Annotated in this window: 12 protein-coding genes; all 12 read right to left on the reverse strand. The window is 57.5% G+C overall.

The features are described from left to right. Positions 1 to 35: 35 nt before the first annotated feature. The 12 genes from NI000_RS17120 to NI000_RS17175 all read right to left on the reverse strand — a co-directional run bounded on the left by NI000_RS17120 (position 36) and on the right by NI000_RS17175 (position 16731). A complete protein-coding gene (locus tag NI000_RS17120) occupies positions 36 to 1001 on the reverse strand; it encodes a helix-turn-helix transcriptional regulator (RefSeq protein WP_253412563.1) in 966 nt (321 codons plus the stop codon). A gap of 186 nt (positions 1002 to 1187) precedes the next feature. Then, on the reverse strand, positions 1188 to 2924 hold the full coding sequence (locus NI000_RS17125) for an ABC transporter ATP-binding protein (protein WP_253412565.1): 1737 nt from the start codon (positions 2922 to 2924) through the stop codon (positions 1188 to 1190). Then, a complete protein-coding gene (locus NI000_RS17130; protein ID WP_253412566.1) occupies positions 2921 to 4726 on the reverse strand; it encodes an ABC transporter ATP-binding protein in 1806 nt (601 codons plus the stop codon). The genes NI000_RS17125 and NI000_RS17130 overlap by 4 nt, the downstream gene beginning before the upstream one ends. Before the next feature lie 773 nt (positions 4727 to 5499). Further along, positions 5500 to 6138, reverse strand: a complete 639-nt coding sequence (locus NI000_RS17135; protein ID WP_253412568.1) for a rhomboid family intramembrane serine protease — start codon at positions 6136 to 6138, stop codon at positions 5500 to 5502. Positions 6139 to 6291: 153 nt separating this feature from the next. Further along, positions 6292 to 8799 carry an excinuclease ABC subunit UvrA gene (gene uvrA / locus NI000_RS17140; protein WP_253412570.1) on the reverse strand — a complete coding sequence of 836 codons (2508 nt, stop codon included), beginning with the start codon at positions 8797 to 8799 and terminating at the stop codon, positions 6292 to 6294. Positions 8800 to 9247: 448 nt separating this feature from the next. Beyond that, positions 9248 to 10093 carry an SDR family oxidoreductase gene (locus NI000_RS17145; RefSeq protein WP_253412572.1) on the reverse strand — a complete coding sequence of 282 codons (846 nt, stop codon included), beginning with the start codon at positions 10091 to 10093 and terminating at the stop codon, positions 9248 to 9250. A gap of 28 nt (positions 10094 to 10121) precedes the next feature. Further along, positions 10122 to 11273 (reverse strand): GNAT family N-acetyltransferase, encoded by a 1152-nt coding sequence (locus NI000_RS17150; RefSeq protein ID WP_309247911.1) that lies wholly within the window; start codon positions 11271 to 11273, stop codon positions 10122 to 10124. After that, on the reverse strand, positions 11254 to 12597 hold the full coding sequence (locus NI000_RS17155) for a F390 synthetase-related protein (RefSeq protein ID WP_253412576.1): 1344 nt from the start codon (positions 12595 to 12597) through the stop codon (positions 11254 to 11256). Before NI000_RS17155 ends, NI000_RS17150 begins: the two co-directional genes overlap by 20 nt. Beyond that, positions 12597 to 13481: an MBL fold metallo-hydrolase gene (locus NI000_RS17160; RefSeq protein WP_253412578.1), complete on the reverse strand. Its 885-nt coding sequence runs from the start codon at positions 13479 to 13481 to the stop codon at positions 12597 to 12599. Before NI000_RS17160 ends, NI000_RS17155 begins: the two co-directional genes overlap by 1 nt. After that, positions 13471 to 14475, reverse strand: coding sequence for an NAD-dependent epimerase/dehydratase family protein (locus NI000_RS17165; protein WP_253412580.1), 1005 nt, complete (start codon positions 14473 to 14475; stop codon positions 13471 to 13473). The genes NI000_RS17160 and NI000_RS17165 overlap by 11 nt, the downstream gene beginning before the upstream one ends. Continuing rightward, the gene (locus tag NI000_RS17170; RefSeq protein ID WP_253412582.1) at positions 14472 to 15743 is read right to left on the reverse strand and encodes a hypothetical protein; all 1272 of its coding nucleotides are present in this window, start codon (positions 15741 to 15743) and stop codon (positions 14472 to 14474) included. The genes NI000_RS17165 and NI000_RS17170 overlap by 4 nt, the downstream gene beginning before the upstream one ends. Next, positions 15733 to 16731 carry a beta-ketoacyl-ACP synthase III gene (locus tag NI000_RS17175; RefSeq protein ID WP_253412584.1) on the reverse strand — a complete coding sequence of 333 codons (999 nt, stop codon included), beginning with the start codon at positions 16729 to 16731 and terminating at the stop codon, positions 15733 to 15735. The genes NI000_RS17170 and NI000_RS17175 overlap by 11 nt, the downstream gene beginning before the upstream one ends. Positions 16732 to 16778 lie beyond the last annotated feature (47 nt).

The raw sequence follows: 16778 nt of genomic DNA on the forward strand, positions 1-16778 counted from the left end.
TCGGATTTTCGCAACATTAAAGCCTCCGAAGTGCGTTAATAAGCGGCATCTCTGGCATAATCGCTTGGATTTACGCCATACGTCTTCTTGAATAAAGCGGCAAAATGGCTGAAGTTATTATAGCCTACCAGAGACGCGGCTTGACTGACATTCAGCGTACCGTTCTCCAGCAGCAGTCTGGCTTTCTCCATCCGCTGCTGGCGGACGAATTCGAAGACGGTCATCCCGAACACTTCCTTAAAGCCGATCTTCAGTTTGTAGTCGTTGAGGCTGATTTTGCGCGATAAGGCAAGCAGACTTGGCGGCTGGGCCAACGTCTGCAGCAAAATATCTCTGGCGCTGTAGATCTTGTCGATATCTTCCGTTTTCAAGCTGGAGCTTTTCCTTGCCCGGCTGTCGTTCGCTTCGTAAATAAACGACGCGAGCAGCTCGAGGCACTTCCCTTCCAGAAAAAGCCGCTTGGCCGAGCCGCTATACGGACAGCTCCGCAACTGCTGCACCAGAACTTGAAGCTTTGGACCGATCAAGTCTTCAAAGCAGAAGAAGGGCTTCTCCATCCGGACATCAAGCTCTTGAAAAAGAGGCTGCCAGAGCCGGGCGTCCAAGCGCAGCTCCGCATGCACGATCCGTTTATTTTTCCTGTGCTCTGCATGAATACGGATATCGTTAAAGTAAACAAGCTGCGCAGAGCCGGACTCGCTCGATACTTCCCCCCGCTGCCCTTCCGCAGACCAGCAGCCGCTCCCTTCGATATTCAGCGCAAGTTCCAGATGCGGATACCGAACGCCCATGTCGAAGGTCACATCCTCCCGCCAGATCATATCGCTTAACTGAAGCTCCATGCCGTCCCGAAGCCGAATGCAGCTAAATTGCCCTTCGCCGTATTCCGGCGGGAGCGTACCTGTCTGCTCATACGGCTCCGTCTGCGGAGCGGCGTTCAAATAGCTGAACACGTTCGTCGTCATATCATTAAGCTCGGCAAACTCGGCCTGAATGTTCATCGGTCCCCCCTGGCGAATCTCTACAATGATACAGGATCGCACACATGTATATGATATTGATAATCATTTTCATTAAGGTACAGTATATCATAACCTCTCTTTGATTCAACAAAAAAATCCAGCACAAGGCTGGATTAGAGATTGCAAAAAGCGGCCGGCACACGGCTACGCCTGCTACGTCGCCGATCAAGAAGAGATGCTCCAGCCTCCGGTTTGCTGCTGCAAATTCCAGAGCCGGGCGTATAAGCCTTCGCGCTGCAGCAGGTCGTTATGCCGCCCCTGCTCGACTAAGCGGCCGCTGTCCAACACGATGATGTTGTCGGCATTCTTTATCGTTTTCAGACGATGCGCGATGACAATCACCGTCCTCTCTTGAACCAGGTGATCGATCGCGCGCTGAATCTCCACTTCGTTTTCCGGGTCCAAAGAAGCCGTCGCCTCGTCCAGCAGGACGATCGGCGCGTTTTTCAGAATCGCCCGCGCGATGGAGATCCGCTGCTTTTCGCCGCCCGATAGCGTGCTGCCTCCCTCGCCCACCATCGTTTCGTAGCCTTGCGGCAGCTTCATAATAAACTCGTGGCAGCAGGCCAGCCGGGCCGCTTCCTCCACCTCCTGCTGCGTCGCACCGCTCCGCCCGAAGCGGATATTGTTGCCAATCGTATCCTGGAACAGGTAGACGTCCTGGAACACCATCGACACCTTGCGCAGCAGCGCTTCCGGGTCCATGCTCCGCATATCCTGCCCTCCGAGCAGCACCTTTCCTTCGACGGGATCGTAAAAACGGGCGGCCAACCGGAGAATCGTGCTCTTCCCGCTTCCCGACGGGCCGACCAGCGCAGTGAACGAACCGGCAGGCATCCGAACGCTGATGTTTTTGAGCGTGGATTGCTCGTTGTATCCGAAGGTGACCTGCCGCAGCTCGACGTCGTGCTCTTCGGGAGGAAGCTCGCTGCCCGTCATGACAGGTTCCTTCAACAATTGGACGATACGCTCGCCGGCCTGCTCGTGATAGCGGAACTCTGCATAGTTCACGAGTGCGGTCGTGAGAGGATCGAAAATCCGCGTTCCGATGAGCAAAAACGTAACAAGCGTCATCACGTCGAGCTTGCCGCCCAGCAGCAGATGAACCCCTACGATCACCATAAGGGTCAGTCCGGCTCGAATAAGAGCGATAGCGCTCAGTACAATCGGCCCAAGCAGACCTTCGATCCGGATGCTGTGCCGCATCAGGTCCTTGAACGATTTTTCCAGCCGGACGAAGCGCTCGCCCGTGATATTGTAAGCTTTAATGACCCGGATACCGTTCAAATATTCCTGAAGACGGTTCGCGGCGTCAATCTTGGCCCGCATATGGTTCGCCCCCAGCCTCCGCTGAATTCGGGAGGTGAGAAGCACCAGCACAATCGCCACCGGAAAAGCGGCAAACATCGCGGCCGCCATGCGCCAATCCAGAATGGAAAGCCCGGCAAGGGCCAGCACCGGCATAACCAAAGCGCCGAGCATCTGCGGTACGAGATGCGAGATGCCGTGCTCCACCAGTGTAAAATCACCCATCATCATATTCGCCAAATCGCCGGGGTCGCGTCGGTTCAAGTAGCCGAGGGAAAGCTTCCGCAAATGCTCGGCCAGCTGAGCGCGCCCTTCGGCCGCAGTCTCGTAAGCGCCCCGGAACTGGGCGCGGTATGCCGGCACTTCGCAGAAGAACAAAACAATCAGCGTGGCCGCCATGCCCCCGCACACCCACCAAAGCCCAGTTACATCCAGTGGCGCTCCCGGATGAACGAACGGCTCGAAGATCAGTCTCGCGCCTCCGACCAGCAGAGCAAAAGGCGCGATCGCCATCAGGTTGGCGAGCGTCGTATACAGTACCGGCTTGATCAGCTTCTTCGGCTGGCCCGCCGTGATGTTATGAAGCAGACTCATGTCCTCACTCCTCCCGTCTCGATCTGCCATTGCCCTGCATCCGTGTACGCCTTCCACATTCTGGCATACAAGCCGTTTGCGGCAACGAGTCCGTCATGCGTTCCCCGCTCATCGAGTCGTCCGGCGTTCAGCACGATAATTTGATCGGCATCCCGGATCGAAGACAGCCGGTGCGCGATCACGATAACTGTTTTTCCCTGCATCAGCTGTTTAAGCGCCTGCTGCATCTCGTACTCGTTCTCGGGATCGGCGAAAGCAGTGGCCTCATCCAGCACCAGAATGGGGGCATCCTTCAAAATCGCCCGGGCCACCGCAACCCGCTGCTCTTCGCCGCCCGACAAGTACACGCCGCCTTCCCCGATCAACGTGTCGTATCCTTGGGGCAGCCTGCCGATAAACTCATGGCACTGGGCCGCCTTCGCTGCGGCGTACACTTCCTCCGGCGACGCTCCGGGACGCCCGACGGCGATATTGTTGTAAAGCGTATCGTAGAACAAGAACGTTTCCTGAAAAACAAAAGCAACGGTGTTCATCAGATCGGCTGAGGCCATCTCGCGGATGTCTACGCCGCCGATGCGGATGCTTCCTTCACCTACGTCCCAGAACCGGGGAATGAGATTGGCGACGGTGGACTTGCCGGAGCCTGACGGGCCGACCAGCGCCGTTACCTTGCCCTGCCGCGCGTTGAACGAAAGATCGGACAGCGCCTCGCTCCGGGAAGATCTGCCTTCCGCCCCATAGGAGAAGGAGACGTTATGGAACGTCAAATCGTATGCATCCGGTTTTCTCGGTATCTCCGGCTCCTTTACCGGCTCCTCGGCCAAAATGCGGTCGATCCGCTCGACCCCCTCGTTAATATCGCGGAGCGAGGAGCTGATATTCATAATTTTGAACATCGGGGCGGAGATGCCAGGGGCCATGATCAGAAAGAACAACAGGACCGAGGCGAACGCCACGCTGCCCGGGTCCCGGGCCAGCAGATAGACGCCGACCGGCAGTATAAAGGCCGCAAACGAGCTGAGAATGACTTTAAAGATCAGGAATCCGTTCTGAAATTGATCGGTAAATTTGACGCAATAATCGCGGTAGCGGATCATGTCGTCGTAAAACTTACGAAACGAATGGACCGTCTGCCCGAACACCTTCACCGCCGGCATCCCCCGTACATATTGAACCGCCGATCCGCTCATCCGTTCTAAAGAATCGTAATACAGCTTGACGTTCTTCTTGGACTTTTCTCCCGTCGTGAGCAGGATTTGCACGGTGAAGCCGATTGCTATCGGAATGACGCAGGCCAGCGCCAGCCATCCGTTCAAGGCAAACATTGCAACGATCATCACCAAGGTAGACACCACCACATGGATGAGATCCGGGAGCTGATGCGCGACGAAGGTTTCCACCTTTTCCACATTTTGCTCCAGCGTCTTCTTCACGACGCCCGTCGAGGTGCCGTTCAGCCAGCCGAGCGGCAGCCGTCCGATATGATTGGACAGCTTGACGCGCAGACCGTACAAGATCCGGAACGCCGCCATATGGGAGAACATCCCTCCCGCATACATCAGCAACAGGCTTCCCAGCAGCCCTAGCAGCGCGACGATCCCCCAGCGGATCATCCACGGCCCGTCGGCGGAAGCCGGGTCCGTCGCGTGCTCCAACAGCTCGCGGATAATAAAATATACCGATACGTAAGGAATCAGCATGCAGACTGCACTCAGAGCCGACAAAATGCCGGAAACGATCAGCAGCCCGCGCTTCTCGCCCGCAATTTCGAGCAGTCTTGCGATTCCGTTTTTTTGGTTCACATCTATCCCTCCCCTTCGTTGAACTCGTTCATTGATAAAGATTATCACCAGGGCTTTTCTTTGTCTCCCGGAGGACGGATTATTTATGCGGTTCTACGGATAACTCGCAAAGTTGTTAAGCGGAGTACGAGGAAGGCGAACAGGCACAGCATTATTCGTTTTTGTGGGGGGTATAAGGTAAGGAAGGACAAAGAACTGTAGCGCCTTTTATGAAAGCGAATTCAATTTGAGAGCAGCGAAGCTAAAAAGCTATCCACGTAACTCCCAAAATTACACTTCTTTTTATTTACCGGGAGACTAGTCTAGTGCTCAGGAGCCCTTATTTTCGGGTTAATTTGAAAGGTTGTAGAGGATTGGGTTTCGAAATGTCGAGGAGTGATTTTAGAAGACTGGTTTTAGAGGGGGGGCTTTTAGGATTGATTTTTAGGATTGATTTTTAGGATTGATTTTTAGGATTGATTTTTAGGATTGATTTTTAGGATTGACTTCGAGGATTAAATCGATGGGCTTGTGCCCTTCAAGGGGCAGAGTAATTCGCAAACTTAGGGGAACTGAGATGCGCTACACCGGCCGAAATCGTCGAACGGCCCAATATAGAGAACCTGTGATGCGTTATCGAGCCGATCAAGGGGAGCATTAACATTTTTCGACACACTTAAATGCTCCCCAGTTCCGCTATGCTCCTATCACCGTCTTCAAACTCTGTTTAGCGCACCGGCGTTCCTCTATTCCCCAACCAATTCAGACCACACAAGATTATCGAGCCGGTTGCATTACTCTGCTCCGTGTTCCTCCCAGCTCTCCCTACGCCGTCTCCGCTTGACGAACAAGGTCATCAGCGCCGATACGGCTAACCCGCCGACGAAGCCGCCGGCATGAGCGTAAATGTCGACATTCGGGATGATGAACGAATAAACGAAGCCGATGATTACAATGGTCCATACCGTTTGTTTCGTCTGGTAATCGATCAGATCGCGCCGGAATACGGATAAGTATAGATAAGCGGCATACACGCCGTAGATCGCACCCGAAGCCCCCGCTCCGATATAGTAGTCCGAGTTCAGCCAGGCACTGGCCATATTCCCCGCAATTCCGCTGGCTAGATAGAACGCCGCATAGCGCCAGGCCCCCAGCATACGCTCAAGCGGAGCCGCGAACACGTACAAGGCGAAGCTGTTAAAAAGCAAATGCTGGAACCCAATGTGCACGAAGATGGCCGTCACATAGCGCCACGGTTCCGGCTCGAAGCCCGGAATGCCGAACATGGCGCCGAACCGGAGCAGCGTTTCGCTATCTTTGGACGATCCGTACCACTCCATTGCCGCCATCACCAGCAATTGAATCAAGATGATGGCTGTTGTCACCGGATAAAGCCGAACGTATTGACCTAAGCTTTCCCTACGCGCAAACATGTACTCGCTTCCCTTCCCTGCGATGCAAAAGTATCTCCTAATTATAGCGGCTTCTGCGCTTATTGTGAAATCGGCGCATAAAAAAAGGAGATGCCCAAATGAACGGCACCTCCTTCTACAGACGGTTTATGACGGACGTCCTACCTGCCTCCTTTACAAGCGCAGCGCTTGTCTCAAGTAGCGTCCGGTGTGGGAAGCTTCGCATGCCGCCACTTCCTCCGGGGTTCCCGCTGCGACGAGCGAGCCGCCCGCTTCTCCCCCTTCCGGGCCGAGATCGACGACCCAATCGGACTCGCGAATGACGTCCACGTTATGCTCGACCACCATCACCGTGTGGCCCGCATCGACCAGTTTGTTCAACAAAACGAGCAGCTGCCGCACATCACCGGGATGCAGGCCGGTAGTCGGTTCGTCCAGCAAATAGAGCGTGTGCGTCTTCGTTTTTTTGCTCAGCTCCTTGGCCAGCTTGATCCGCTGACCCTCTCCGCCCGACAGCGTCGTTACGGACTGGCCCCACTGCAAATAGCCGAGCCCCACCTCGCAGAGCAGCTCAATCGTTCTGGACATTTTGTCCTGATCCTTCAGGACGGAAAGACTTTCTTGAACCGTCATTTCGAGCAGGTCAGATATCGTATAGCCTTTGTAGGTAATGCACAGCACGTTATCCTGAAACCGTCTGCCACGGCAGGCGGGACACCGCACTTCCAGATTCGGAAGAAAATGCATGTGCAGCAACAAAACGCCAAGTCCCTGGCAGTTCTCGCAGCGGCCGCCCGGCGTGTTGAACGAAAAGTGCTTCGACGTCAGCTTGCTCCGCTTCGCCTCCGGCAAGCTGGCGAACAGGTTCCGAATCGAGGTAAACACTTCGGTATAAGTCGCAATGTTCGAACGCTGCATCCGCCCGATCGGCGACTGATCGACGGTAATCCAGTTCCCGATATGCTCCAGACCGGTAATAGCTCCGCAGCCTTCGCGTTTCCCCGCTTGCTCGTCCGGCGCGAGCAGATCGAACAGGAGCGTCGATTTCCCCGAACCGGACACGCCGGTCACCGAAATCAGGCAGCCGAGAGGAAACGAGACGGTAATGTGCTTTAAATTCCGCGCATGAGCATCCCGGATGGTCATGAAGTTCCCGTTGCCCCGCCTTCTGACCCGCCCCGGGCCAAGGCGGCTCTCGTCCCGCAAATAAGCGCCCGTGACCGAGCTCTCATATAACTTCAGAGCTTCCAACGGACCCTCGCCGACGACGGTACCTCCCATAGCGCCCGCCCCGGGCCCCAAGTCAATGACATGATCCGCCGCACGCATCACCTCGACGTCGTGTTCGATGACAAGCACCGTATTTCCCAGATCACGCAGCTGCTTCAGGACGTGAATTAACCCTTCCGTGTCCCGCGGATGCAGCCCTGCCGAAGGCTCGTCCAAAATATACAGCACTCCGGTGAGACCGGAACCGAGCAAGGAAGCAAGCCGAATTCGCTGTGCCTCTCCTCCGGACAGCGTCACTGTCTGCCTGTGAAGCGACAAGTACCCTAAGCCGACATCGATCACCCGTCTCAGCCGCTCCGGCAAATCGTTCAGCACCGGCTCCAGCATCTCTCGACCGGCCGGCGGCAAACTTCCCGGCAAACTGTTCAGCCACGACAGTACGTCATCCAGCGACCAAGAAGATACCTCGGCAATCGACGCTCTGCGTACCGTCACCTGGCGGCTCTCCTTGTTCAATTTCGTTCCTTGGCAGCCGCCGCACGTTTGCTGACGGAAAAACGCACCTACGGACGCCGAGCCGTTCGGGTCGCCGTCTTTTTCCAAGTAGCGCCGCCACAAGCTTGTAACGACGCCTTCGAATTTTCCTCTGCCGACCGTTTTAGGAGGCTGGACGTTCGGGAAGTGTCGCAGGAAGTCTTCGCTTTCCACGCCGTAGAACAACAGATCGCGCTGAACCTGACCGTATTCTTTCAACGGCTGATCCGGATCGAAGACAAAGCCGTAATGCCTGGCGGCCGCCTGCAAGATGCTGTTCTGGTAGTCGATGAGTGACTCGTACCAAAAGGTCACGCATCCCCCGCGCAGGCTCAGCTCTTCGTCGAAGACTGCCTCCAGATTCAGGCTGGCTATGCTGCCGAGCCCATCGCACGTTCCGCAGGCGCCCTCCGGCTTGTTGAACGAGAAATGTCCCATCGTCAGCTTGGGAAGCTCGGCCGCACAATTCGGGCAGCGAACGTATTGCAGTTGGCCGGACGCTTCGTCTTCCTCGGTCAAGCCGCCCGCCTCTTCGAACGAAGGCGGAACGGTCGTGCCGCAGGACGGGCATGGCCGCTCCCCGAGCTTGGCGTACAATAGCCGCAAATACGTGTAAATGTCTGTCACGGTGCCCACCGTCGATCGCGGATTGCGGTTCGTGACGTGCTGTCCTACGCTGATCGATGGAGACAATCCGGCGATGGAATCCACCTTCGGCTTGCTGATCGAATCCGTGACCATTCCCATGGATTCCATATACTGCCGCTGGCATTCCTTCTGCAGTGTATCCATTGCAAGCGTCGATTTGCCTGAGCCCGATGGCCCGGTCAAGACGACCAATCGATTTCTGGGAATCGTCAGCGAAATGTTTTTCAAGTTGTTTTCACGGGCGCCCCGGATAAGAATAGCTTCTTTCAACTATACTCCTCCTTTATCGTTGATCTTACAAACGAGTATCTTTTTTTACAAACGCGCCGCTCCATGCAGCGCTCTTGCCGACGAAAGCCCTCTTTCCCGATTCCATACGGGACTCACCGTCTGCACAGGCTGCGATCGGCATCTATATGATCGTTCGACTCCTTTCCTCATTCGAGCTTCACCCCCATCATACTACATTGATGCAAATGCGAAGGTTCAAGAGTTTATATCCCATGTAAATAAGCTATTTCATCCCGAACATTCGACACGTACTTTAGAGTTTTAAATGAAGTATACGAAGAGGGTCACCCTGAATGCGGAATCTTCGGTCGGAACGTCCACCGAGCAGTTCCGTCACGCTTCGGGAGAAGCACGGTCAAGAAGCCGATAAACAAAAAATAGGCCGCTCCCGCGGATCTCCAAACCGGGAACGGCCTACCTTATGTTTTCATTTATTGAGCAGACGCAGCACAATCGATTCGTACCATCGCCATGAGAGCAGCGCCTTGCTCCCCAGGCTCAGTTTAGCCCCTCTGCCGAGCGGATAACGCAGCTTGGGATGCTTCGACCGGACGACGCGGACAATGGTATCCGCAACCTCCGCCGCGTCCGGGGCGGTAGCGGCGGCTTGCTTCGAGTACCGCAGCACCTTCTCCAGAAAATGCCGGTAAGGCGAAGCTACGGAGGTGCACATGGAGGCAAAGCCTTTTTGCCAAATGTCCGTCTTGTAGGCGCCCGGCTCGATGAGCACGACGTGAACGCCGAAGGGCTTCATTTCGAGCCTTAACGACTCGCTGAAGCCTTCCACGGCGAACTTGGACGTGCTGTAAGGCGCGTAGCCGGGAAAACCGCTGCGCCCGCTGACGCTGCTGACGTTGACGATGCACCCGGACCTCCGCTCCCGCATATGCGGAAGCACGGCCTTGGTTGCCGCGATCACGCCGAATACGTTCGTCTCCAACTGCTGCCTCCACTGCTCCATCGGCACATCTTCTACATAACCGCCGACGGCAAAACCCGCATTATTCACGAGCACGTCGATCCGGCCGTACGTTTTGACAATCGAACCGACGGTTTGCCCGATCGCCTCATGATCGGTAACATCCAGAGGCATGATATCGATCAGCTCCTGGACCCCGCTGCGCTCCGCCCTCTCCAGAAGCGCTTCGCATTTGTCCGGATTGCGCATCGTCGCAACAGTTCTATAGCCGGCGCGCGCAAGCGCGACCGACGTTAACAAACCGAAGCCGCTGGACGCACCTGTCACCAAGGCTACCGGTTGGGCGTTGTCCATCGAAATCCCTCCTTCTCCTGCTCCTATCTCAAAATTTATATTTTTTCATAAGCGGGATGCCGATGCCGTTCAGCGTCTTGTGCAGCAGCATCCAGCCCGAACGCCGACGGAAGGGCAAATGACGGTCGTAAACGGCGCTGTATTCGATATCCGCGACCGCTCCGCGGTTGCGCTTGAACTGCGCGGCCCCAGAGCTTTCATGGAGCAGATGGCCGTTCGTCCGGGCAATGCCGATTAGTACTGACGACAGCATGCGGTACAAGCCGACCTCCTGCGGAAGCGACGTATCGTAACCGAAGATCGGCGTGGTCATGACCCCGTTGCGGCAAAAGAAGCCGAGCACCGCATCCAGCCGTCCCGTCGGCTTGTGACGAAGCGCATGAAGCTCCAGCAGCCCTTCCTTCCAAGCCAGCTTGAAAAAACTCGTACCGAACTGCGGATTATGGTACGAATATTTATCCAAATAAAGCGCCCGGTACAGGTCCGCCAGCCGGGGCATATCCGCCTCCGTCAGCTCCTCCGGACCGACGGCTTCGTAGTGGTGTTTGTCCATCAGTCCGTAGTCCCGTTTCAGCAGCCAGCGGGCTTTGGCATTCATCCAGGCATCGTCCGACGGCTTGAGCAGATAGATCTGACGGCTCGGAACCATGCGGAAGCCCAGCTTCTCCAGCGCATCCATCATCGTAGCGTTCGTCGTCCGGTCGAGCGACCGGAAAATCAGCGTATGCTGCGGAAACGAACGGAGCAGGAAACGGACCGTATCTTCCATTTCCTCGTCAGCCAGCTCGGGATACAGATTGGTCGACAGCAGCCAGTTGTTCACTTGCACCGTGCGGTTGAACCCGCTCCCCTTCAGCAGCCAGCCCATGGCGGTAAGCAGCCCGCTGAGCGCAAGCTGCGCCGGGCGTGACTTCAGCAGATACAGCTCCTGCTTTGCATAGGTGACGTAGTGGGTGTACGGAGAACAGACATATGAATTGTCGTACTCCGTCTCATTGACGGTCACCGGCAAAACCTTGTCGTTCAACTGAAGCACGTGCAGCTTTGTTGACAGGTTCGGCACGAAAGTTTCGACTGGCTGGCGGAGCAGCGGAAGCAAATAACGCTTGGCATAGCTGCCGTCAGCCGTATCAGGCCATTCGAGATGCCCGATCGATTCGCTATCGAATAAGCGCAGCATCGAGGTCAAGGCCGAACCTCCTCTCCACCCTCCGAAGCTTCCGGTCTCCCGGCTGAAAAGCATACGCCGTAAATTCGAACCACGGCGTGCGGCAGCCGACCCGATCGCAAAGACCGGTCAATGCGTTCGCCACGGCTGTCTCGGTCTCCGCCCGCTTGCCGTCCTCTACTTGCAGGGAAACCTCAAGCCGGTTCGGTGTGTGGAGCACAACGCGATACGCTTCGATGTCGCCGGAGGCCGCAAGCAGCGCCCGGCTGACAAAATCGGGAAATACACGTACCCAGCCTTCCCCATCTCGAGCCGGAAAATAGAACAAGTCGTCGCAGCGCCCTTCGATCGCTTCAATCGCCATAAACGGCGATCCGCAAGGACAAGGCTCCGAACGTTCGGTCAACACGTCGTTCAGACGGTAGCGGATCATCGGCTGTGTCATTCTGGAAAAATCGGTAATAATAGGAACAAACTTCCGCAGCTCAAGGTCCACATATTCTTTCTGGATGACTGCGATATCTTCATTCATATGCAGCGTACCGTGAGCGCATGTAGCGGCAAGAAAACCTTCGGTACACTGGTAAACCTGATGCAGCGTTTGGCCGAACGTTTCCTCGATATACCGGCGGTCGAGCGGGTCCAGCACCTCGGCCACCGACACGATGCGCCCGGGCGCGATCGATAACCGTCCCTCTCTTTGCTGCTCCGCAAGCAGCCGAAGCATGGAAGGCGGCGCGACGAGCAAGGTCGGCTGCTGCTCCCGGAGCCGGTCCAGATGGCGCTCCACAGGATCGAGCAGATCGTAGAACCAGAATTGCAGCCGCCGACTGCCAACCGCCGCATACAAGTTGCTGTTGGCGCGCAGAAAAAAGGCGATGCGGTGCTTGCCGAACAACGATCCCGGCAGCACCTTGGCCAGTACGGCGCCAGCCCAGGCCAGCCGCTCCTCTCGGCTGACGAGAAACAGTCCCCGGTGCCCCGACGTTCCGGACGATAGGCCGATGGTCGTCCCCCCGATCATCGGAGTGAAATCCCGTGTTTGTTCCGCGCGGAGCGCCAGAGCAAAGGCTTCCTCTTGAAGGATTCCCGCCGTATTCAGACGGTCAAATTGCTCCATCATGATTTGTTTGTCGATTATTGGAAACTCCCGCCACTCCGACAGCGGTCGATTCCCCCACCATTCCCGGTAAAAGGGGGATTGCAGCTGCACCCGGCCCAAATGGTTCCGGATGCGCGCTTCCTGCCACCGTTCGAGCGAAGCCCGGTCCGTCCATCGGCGTCCGTGGCGGGTAAGCCAATAACGGGATAAAATGCGCAGCAAATCGGTAAGCATTACAGCGGTTCCCCCCCTTGAATCCACTTCTCCCAAATCTCCGGGCAGTGGGAGGGAACGATACGCAATGCCGGATACCGCTGCTGCAGCCGGACAAGCCGTTCGAAGCTGTCCCGGTACTGGCGCCGGTTCGGCATGACCAGTCCGGCAAGCGGGTGCGGCGGGCGGTTCTCGCGGATCGCCCGGCTCGACCAGGCCGCATCGGCACAGAGCAAATAATCATGGGTCTCGGTCGACAGCAGCAGCCCGATCTGCCCGTCCGCATGCCCGGGAAGGTCGATCGCAACCAGACTGCCGTCACCCAGCACATCGATGCCGCTGGAGAACGGGAAGTCCGCTGGCAGTTCGACCTTCCGGTCCCGGAGAATCGGCTGCGAGCGGCGTTCGAACGATTCCGGCAGCAGCCCGGGCAGGTACGCCCTGCGCAGGGCCGCTAACCCGCGCAAGGACTTCACCGCGTTGTACGCCTCCGGAACATACAAAAATCTGGCGTTCGGGAAATCGTGCAGACCGGCCACATGATCGGCATGGAAATGCGTTACGATCACCGTCTGCACCTGCTCCGGAGTCACGCCGCAGACCGCAAGCTGCCGCACCGCGCTTTCCTCCTCGCGGAATACGACGGGCGTAATCATACGGTACAGCCGCTCCGGCAGCCGGTTCGTTTCCTGGATGAACCGCTCCGAATATCCGGTGTCGACGACAATCGTGCCGAACGCCGGATGCTCGATGCAGGCGAATATCGCCGGAATGCGGCACGAACGCAGCGAGCCGCCCCGAAGTGTTACCCATTCGGGATGCGTGCAATAGCCTGCCGCGAACAAGCGCAGCTTGACCTTGGGGATCGGCAGCCCTCTTTCTTCTCTCTGTTGTCTATATGTCATGCTTACTCCTCCACCACTGAGCAAAAGCTTCCATTCCTTCGTCCACGCGAAATTTGGGCGAATAGCCCAGCTCCCTTCGGGCCGCGCTAATATCCAGCGTCTGGCTTCTCCCGATCATGCCCGCGACCGCCCGGGTGAGCATTGGCTCGCCCCGGCCGGGAAGCAGACGTGCGGACAGCTCCATCAGTGCGGCGACGCCGTAAGCGGCGGCATAAGGCAGCCGTTTGAACCGGACCGGAACGCCCAGTTTCCCGAACAGCTTGGTTACCGCTTCGGCAAAAGGCATCGGCTCGCCGTTCGTAATATTGTAGACGCGTCCCGCCACGGAAGCGGCCGGGGCCGCTTGGCACAGCAGCAGCGCATCGACGGCATTGTCGACATACGTCAAGTCGATCAGCGCCTTCCCTCCTCCGATCAGCGGGATACCCTGCACCGCATTGGTTTCGATCAGCCGCGGCAAAATCGAAGCGTCTCCCGGACCGAACAAGGCGCGCGGACGCACGATAACGCTCTCCAGCCCCGCCGCCCCGGCCCGCGCTACGGCCTCCTCGGCCAGCCGCTTCGTCGCGGCGTACGGGCTGGCTTGACGACGCGGCAGCGGGTCCGATTCCCGGGCGCCTAGCCTGTGGGAACCGCCGAAATACACACTGGGCGTCGACACGTGAATAAGCCGGCCGACCTGATGCCGCAGGCAGCCGGCGATAACATGTTCCGTCCCGAGAACGTTGCTATCGTAAAAGTCGTTGTATGGTCCCCACGATGCCGATAACGCGCCGCAGTGAAATACGGCTTGTTGACCGGCACAAGCGGCATCCATCCGCTCCCGGTCCCGCAGGTCCACCTGCACGAAACGGATGCCCTGCCGCCGAAGCTCCTCCCCGATCGCCGGTTGTCTACCTAATGCGGTAACGTTCCAACCCTCGTCCCGGAGCCGGAGAGCAAGCCGTCTGCCCAGAAAGCCTGTTCCTCCGGTCACTAAGGCATTCCTGCTCATGATGTCCCTCCGTTCCATTCGATATCGCCGGTCGAAGCTTCCATAAGCGTCTGTTTGCTGGCGGACGCGGCTCTCCGAAGCTCCAACAGCAGAAAAAGCTGCTCTGCAAATGGTCGCGGGTCGCTCCAGCGGAACACGACATCCCGGGCTGCGGCATACTTGGATAGCCATGCCGCGAAGGCCCGCCACGAGCGGCTTCCCGTAAGGCCGCAGGCCAGCATGGGCACCCCCAGCATCCCCCGCGAGGCCGGCTGCGGCTCGATCACTGATGCCCCCGGCGTTTCCGGATGCAGCAAGGCCGAGGCCAGCCTATCCTCCGGCCGGAACAGATGGATGCCGCTAGTCGTCCGCGGATTGCATTCGATGGCGTACAGCTCTCCCTGCTTCGTCTCGATAAAATCAAATGCGATTTGCCCGGTGAACCGTTCCATGCGGACAAACTGCCGTACCCATTCGAGAAGGCCGGAATGGTACAGCGGTTCAAAATATACGCTGGCCCCGCCGCGGACGGCGTAATCGGCAGCGTAGGCGGCATGAGCCGCGAGTCTGCCTTCGTACGCGATGCTGTAGGTGCACAGGGTTCGCCCGGAGATGAACTGCTGAACAACCCATGGATAGCTTTCGGCTTCCAGTCGGACTTCGGTGGGGGTTTCCCCGGTAATCCGGGTCCTCTCCTTCGCTGCCTCCCCTGCTTCCCGGCCGCCTGGCTTCACGATGCGAACCTTGGAAGCGAAGCGTGAAAATTCCGGCTTCACGACATAGCCGTCCCGGAATACTTCCTCCGGACTAGAGGCAATTCGCTCCGTGAATTGGGCCAACTCCTGCGGAGAGCGCATCCGCTCCGTATGCGGAACGGACAAGCCGAGCTCTTGAGCCCGGCGGATGAACTCCCATTTGCTGTGCAGCCGCCGGAGCTGTTCCAGCGGCGGAGCAGCGACGCGGCATATCCGGCTGAGCCGTTCCAAACCGGCCGACACGTAAAAAATCTCCTCGCACGTCGGGATCAACCAAGCGATGTCTTCACGCTGTACGATCTCTTCGAGCGCCGCAATGAAGCGTTCCGGTTCGCGTGCCGGACCGGGCACCGCATGGCTGCGGGCAACCGACTTCGATACGCGGCACAGGTGATGCCGCACGCTTTCGGCCGCGTGTACCTCGCAGCCGGCTGCAGCGAGCAGCCGAGCCAGCTCCAGAGCTGCCGGAGCGCGGCCGCCGGTAATCAACACCTTCAGGCGTTCAAACGAAGCGGCACGCTTTTCAGTAGTCAAGCACAACGCCTCCCAGCGTCAATCCTGCCGAAGTGCCGATCAGCAGTACGCGGTCGCCCCGCTCGATTCTTCCTTGACGGATCGCCTCGTGCAGGCCCATCGGAATCGATGCGGCAATCGTATTGCCATGATCGGGCGTAATGTACAACAGCTGCTCTTCGGAAATGCGCAGCTTGCGGCTGAGCAGCCGCATCGCCATCGCGCTTCCTTGATGCGGAATGACCAGCTTGATGTTCGCAATGGAGCACTCTGCCCCCGCAAGAAGGCGGTTCATGAAATCCGGCAGCTTCTTCGAAGCCATCCGAAACAAGGGCTCTCCCTGCATGTCGAACAAGTAATGCTCTGCCGCCTCCGGAGCAAAAGCCCCTGCAGGACGGCCGCTGCCGCCTCCCCGAATTTCGGAGAGATGGGCTCCTTCGCTGTACGTTTCCATGCAAGCGGAGAGAATTCGCGAACGCTCTTCCGGCCCGGACTTCGCAATGACGGCTGCCGCCGCCCCGTCGCCAAAGAGCGCTGCGCTTTCCTTTTGCTTCCAGTTCAAGCCTTTGGAGGCGATCTCGGTCGACACCAGCAGGACGCGGCGGTACCGCCCGGCGTCTACCATATAGGACATCACATCGAGGCCGGCGACAAAGCTCAGGCACGTCGAATTAATGTCGAAGGCAGGAACGCCGGAATGCTGCTGCCCCATCGCTTCCTGAATTAAAGCAGCCGTGCAAGGAATCGGCTGCTCCATCGTCCCGCTCGTGCATACCAGACAATCGATATCGTTGAACGTCAATCCAGCCGCTTCCAAAGCGGCATAGGCCGCTTTCGCTCCCATAAAAGAAGCCGTTTCGTCCTCTGCGAAATGGCGGTGAACGACGTTTGTTTTTTTGCGTACCCAGCCTTCCGGCACGCCTAAGGCCCGATCCATCTCTGAATCGGTGACCCGGCGCTTCGGCATATATTTACCGGTTCCGATAATTTTTACATGACGAGTTTGCATACGTATCCTCTGCTTTCCGTGTGTGCGTGTATGATTCAAGCCATATT

This window comes from Paenibacillus tyrphae (genome assembly GCF_024158745.1).
GTDB classification, from domain to species: domain Bacteria; phylum Bacillota; class Bacilli; order Paenibacillales; family NBRC-103111; genus Paenibacillus_G; species Paenibacillus_G tyrfis_A.

Bases quoted from the DNA above. Each gene is read 5' to 3' on its own strand.
- NI000_RS17135 (WP_253412568.1), bottom strand. From the start codon at position 6,138: ATGTTTGCGCGTAGGGAAAGCTTAGGTCAATACGTTCGGCTTTATCCG.
- NI000_RS17165 (WP_253412580.1), bottom strand. From the start codon at position 14,475: ATGAGCAGGAATGCCTTAGTGACCGGAGGAACAGGCTTTCTGGGCAGA.
- NI000_RS17155 (WP_253412576.1), bottom strand. From the start codon at position 12,597: ATGCTTACCGATTTGCTGCGCATTTTATCCCGTTATTGGCTTACCCGC.
- NI000_RS17150 (WP_309247911.1), bottom strand. From the start codon at position 11,273: ATGCTGCGCTTATTCGATAGCGAATCGATCGGGCATCTCGAATGGCCT.
- NI000_RS17145 (WP_253412572.1), bottom strand. From the start codon at position 10,093: ATGGACAACGCCCAACCGGTAGCCTTGGTGACAGGTGCGTCCAGCGGC.
- NI000_RS17120 (WP_253412563.1), bottom strand. From the start codon at position 1,001: ATGAACATTCAGGCCGAGTTTGCCGAGCTTAATGATATGACGACGAAC.
- NI000_RS17160 (WP_253412578.1), bottom strand. From the start codon at position 13,481: ATGACATATAGACAACAGAGAGAAGAAAGAGGGCTGCCGATCCCCAAG.
- NI000_RS17125 (WP_253412565.1), bottom strand. From the start codon at position 2,924: ATGAGTCTGCTTCATAACATCACGGCGGGCCAGCCGAAGAAGCTGATC.
- NI000_RS17175 (WP_253412584.1), bottom strand. From the start codon at position 16,731: ATGCAAACTCGTCATGTAAAAATTATCGGAACCGGTAAATATATGCCG.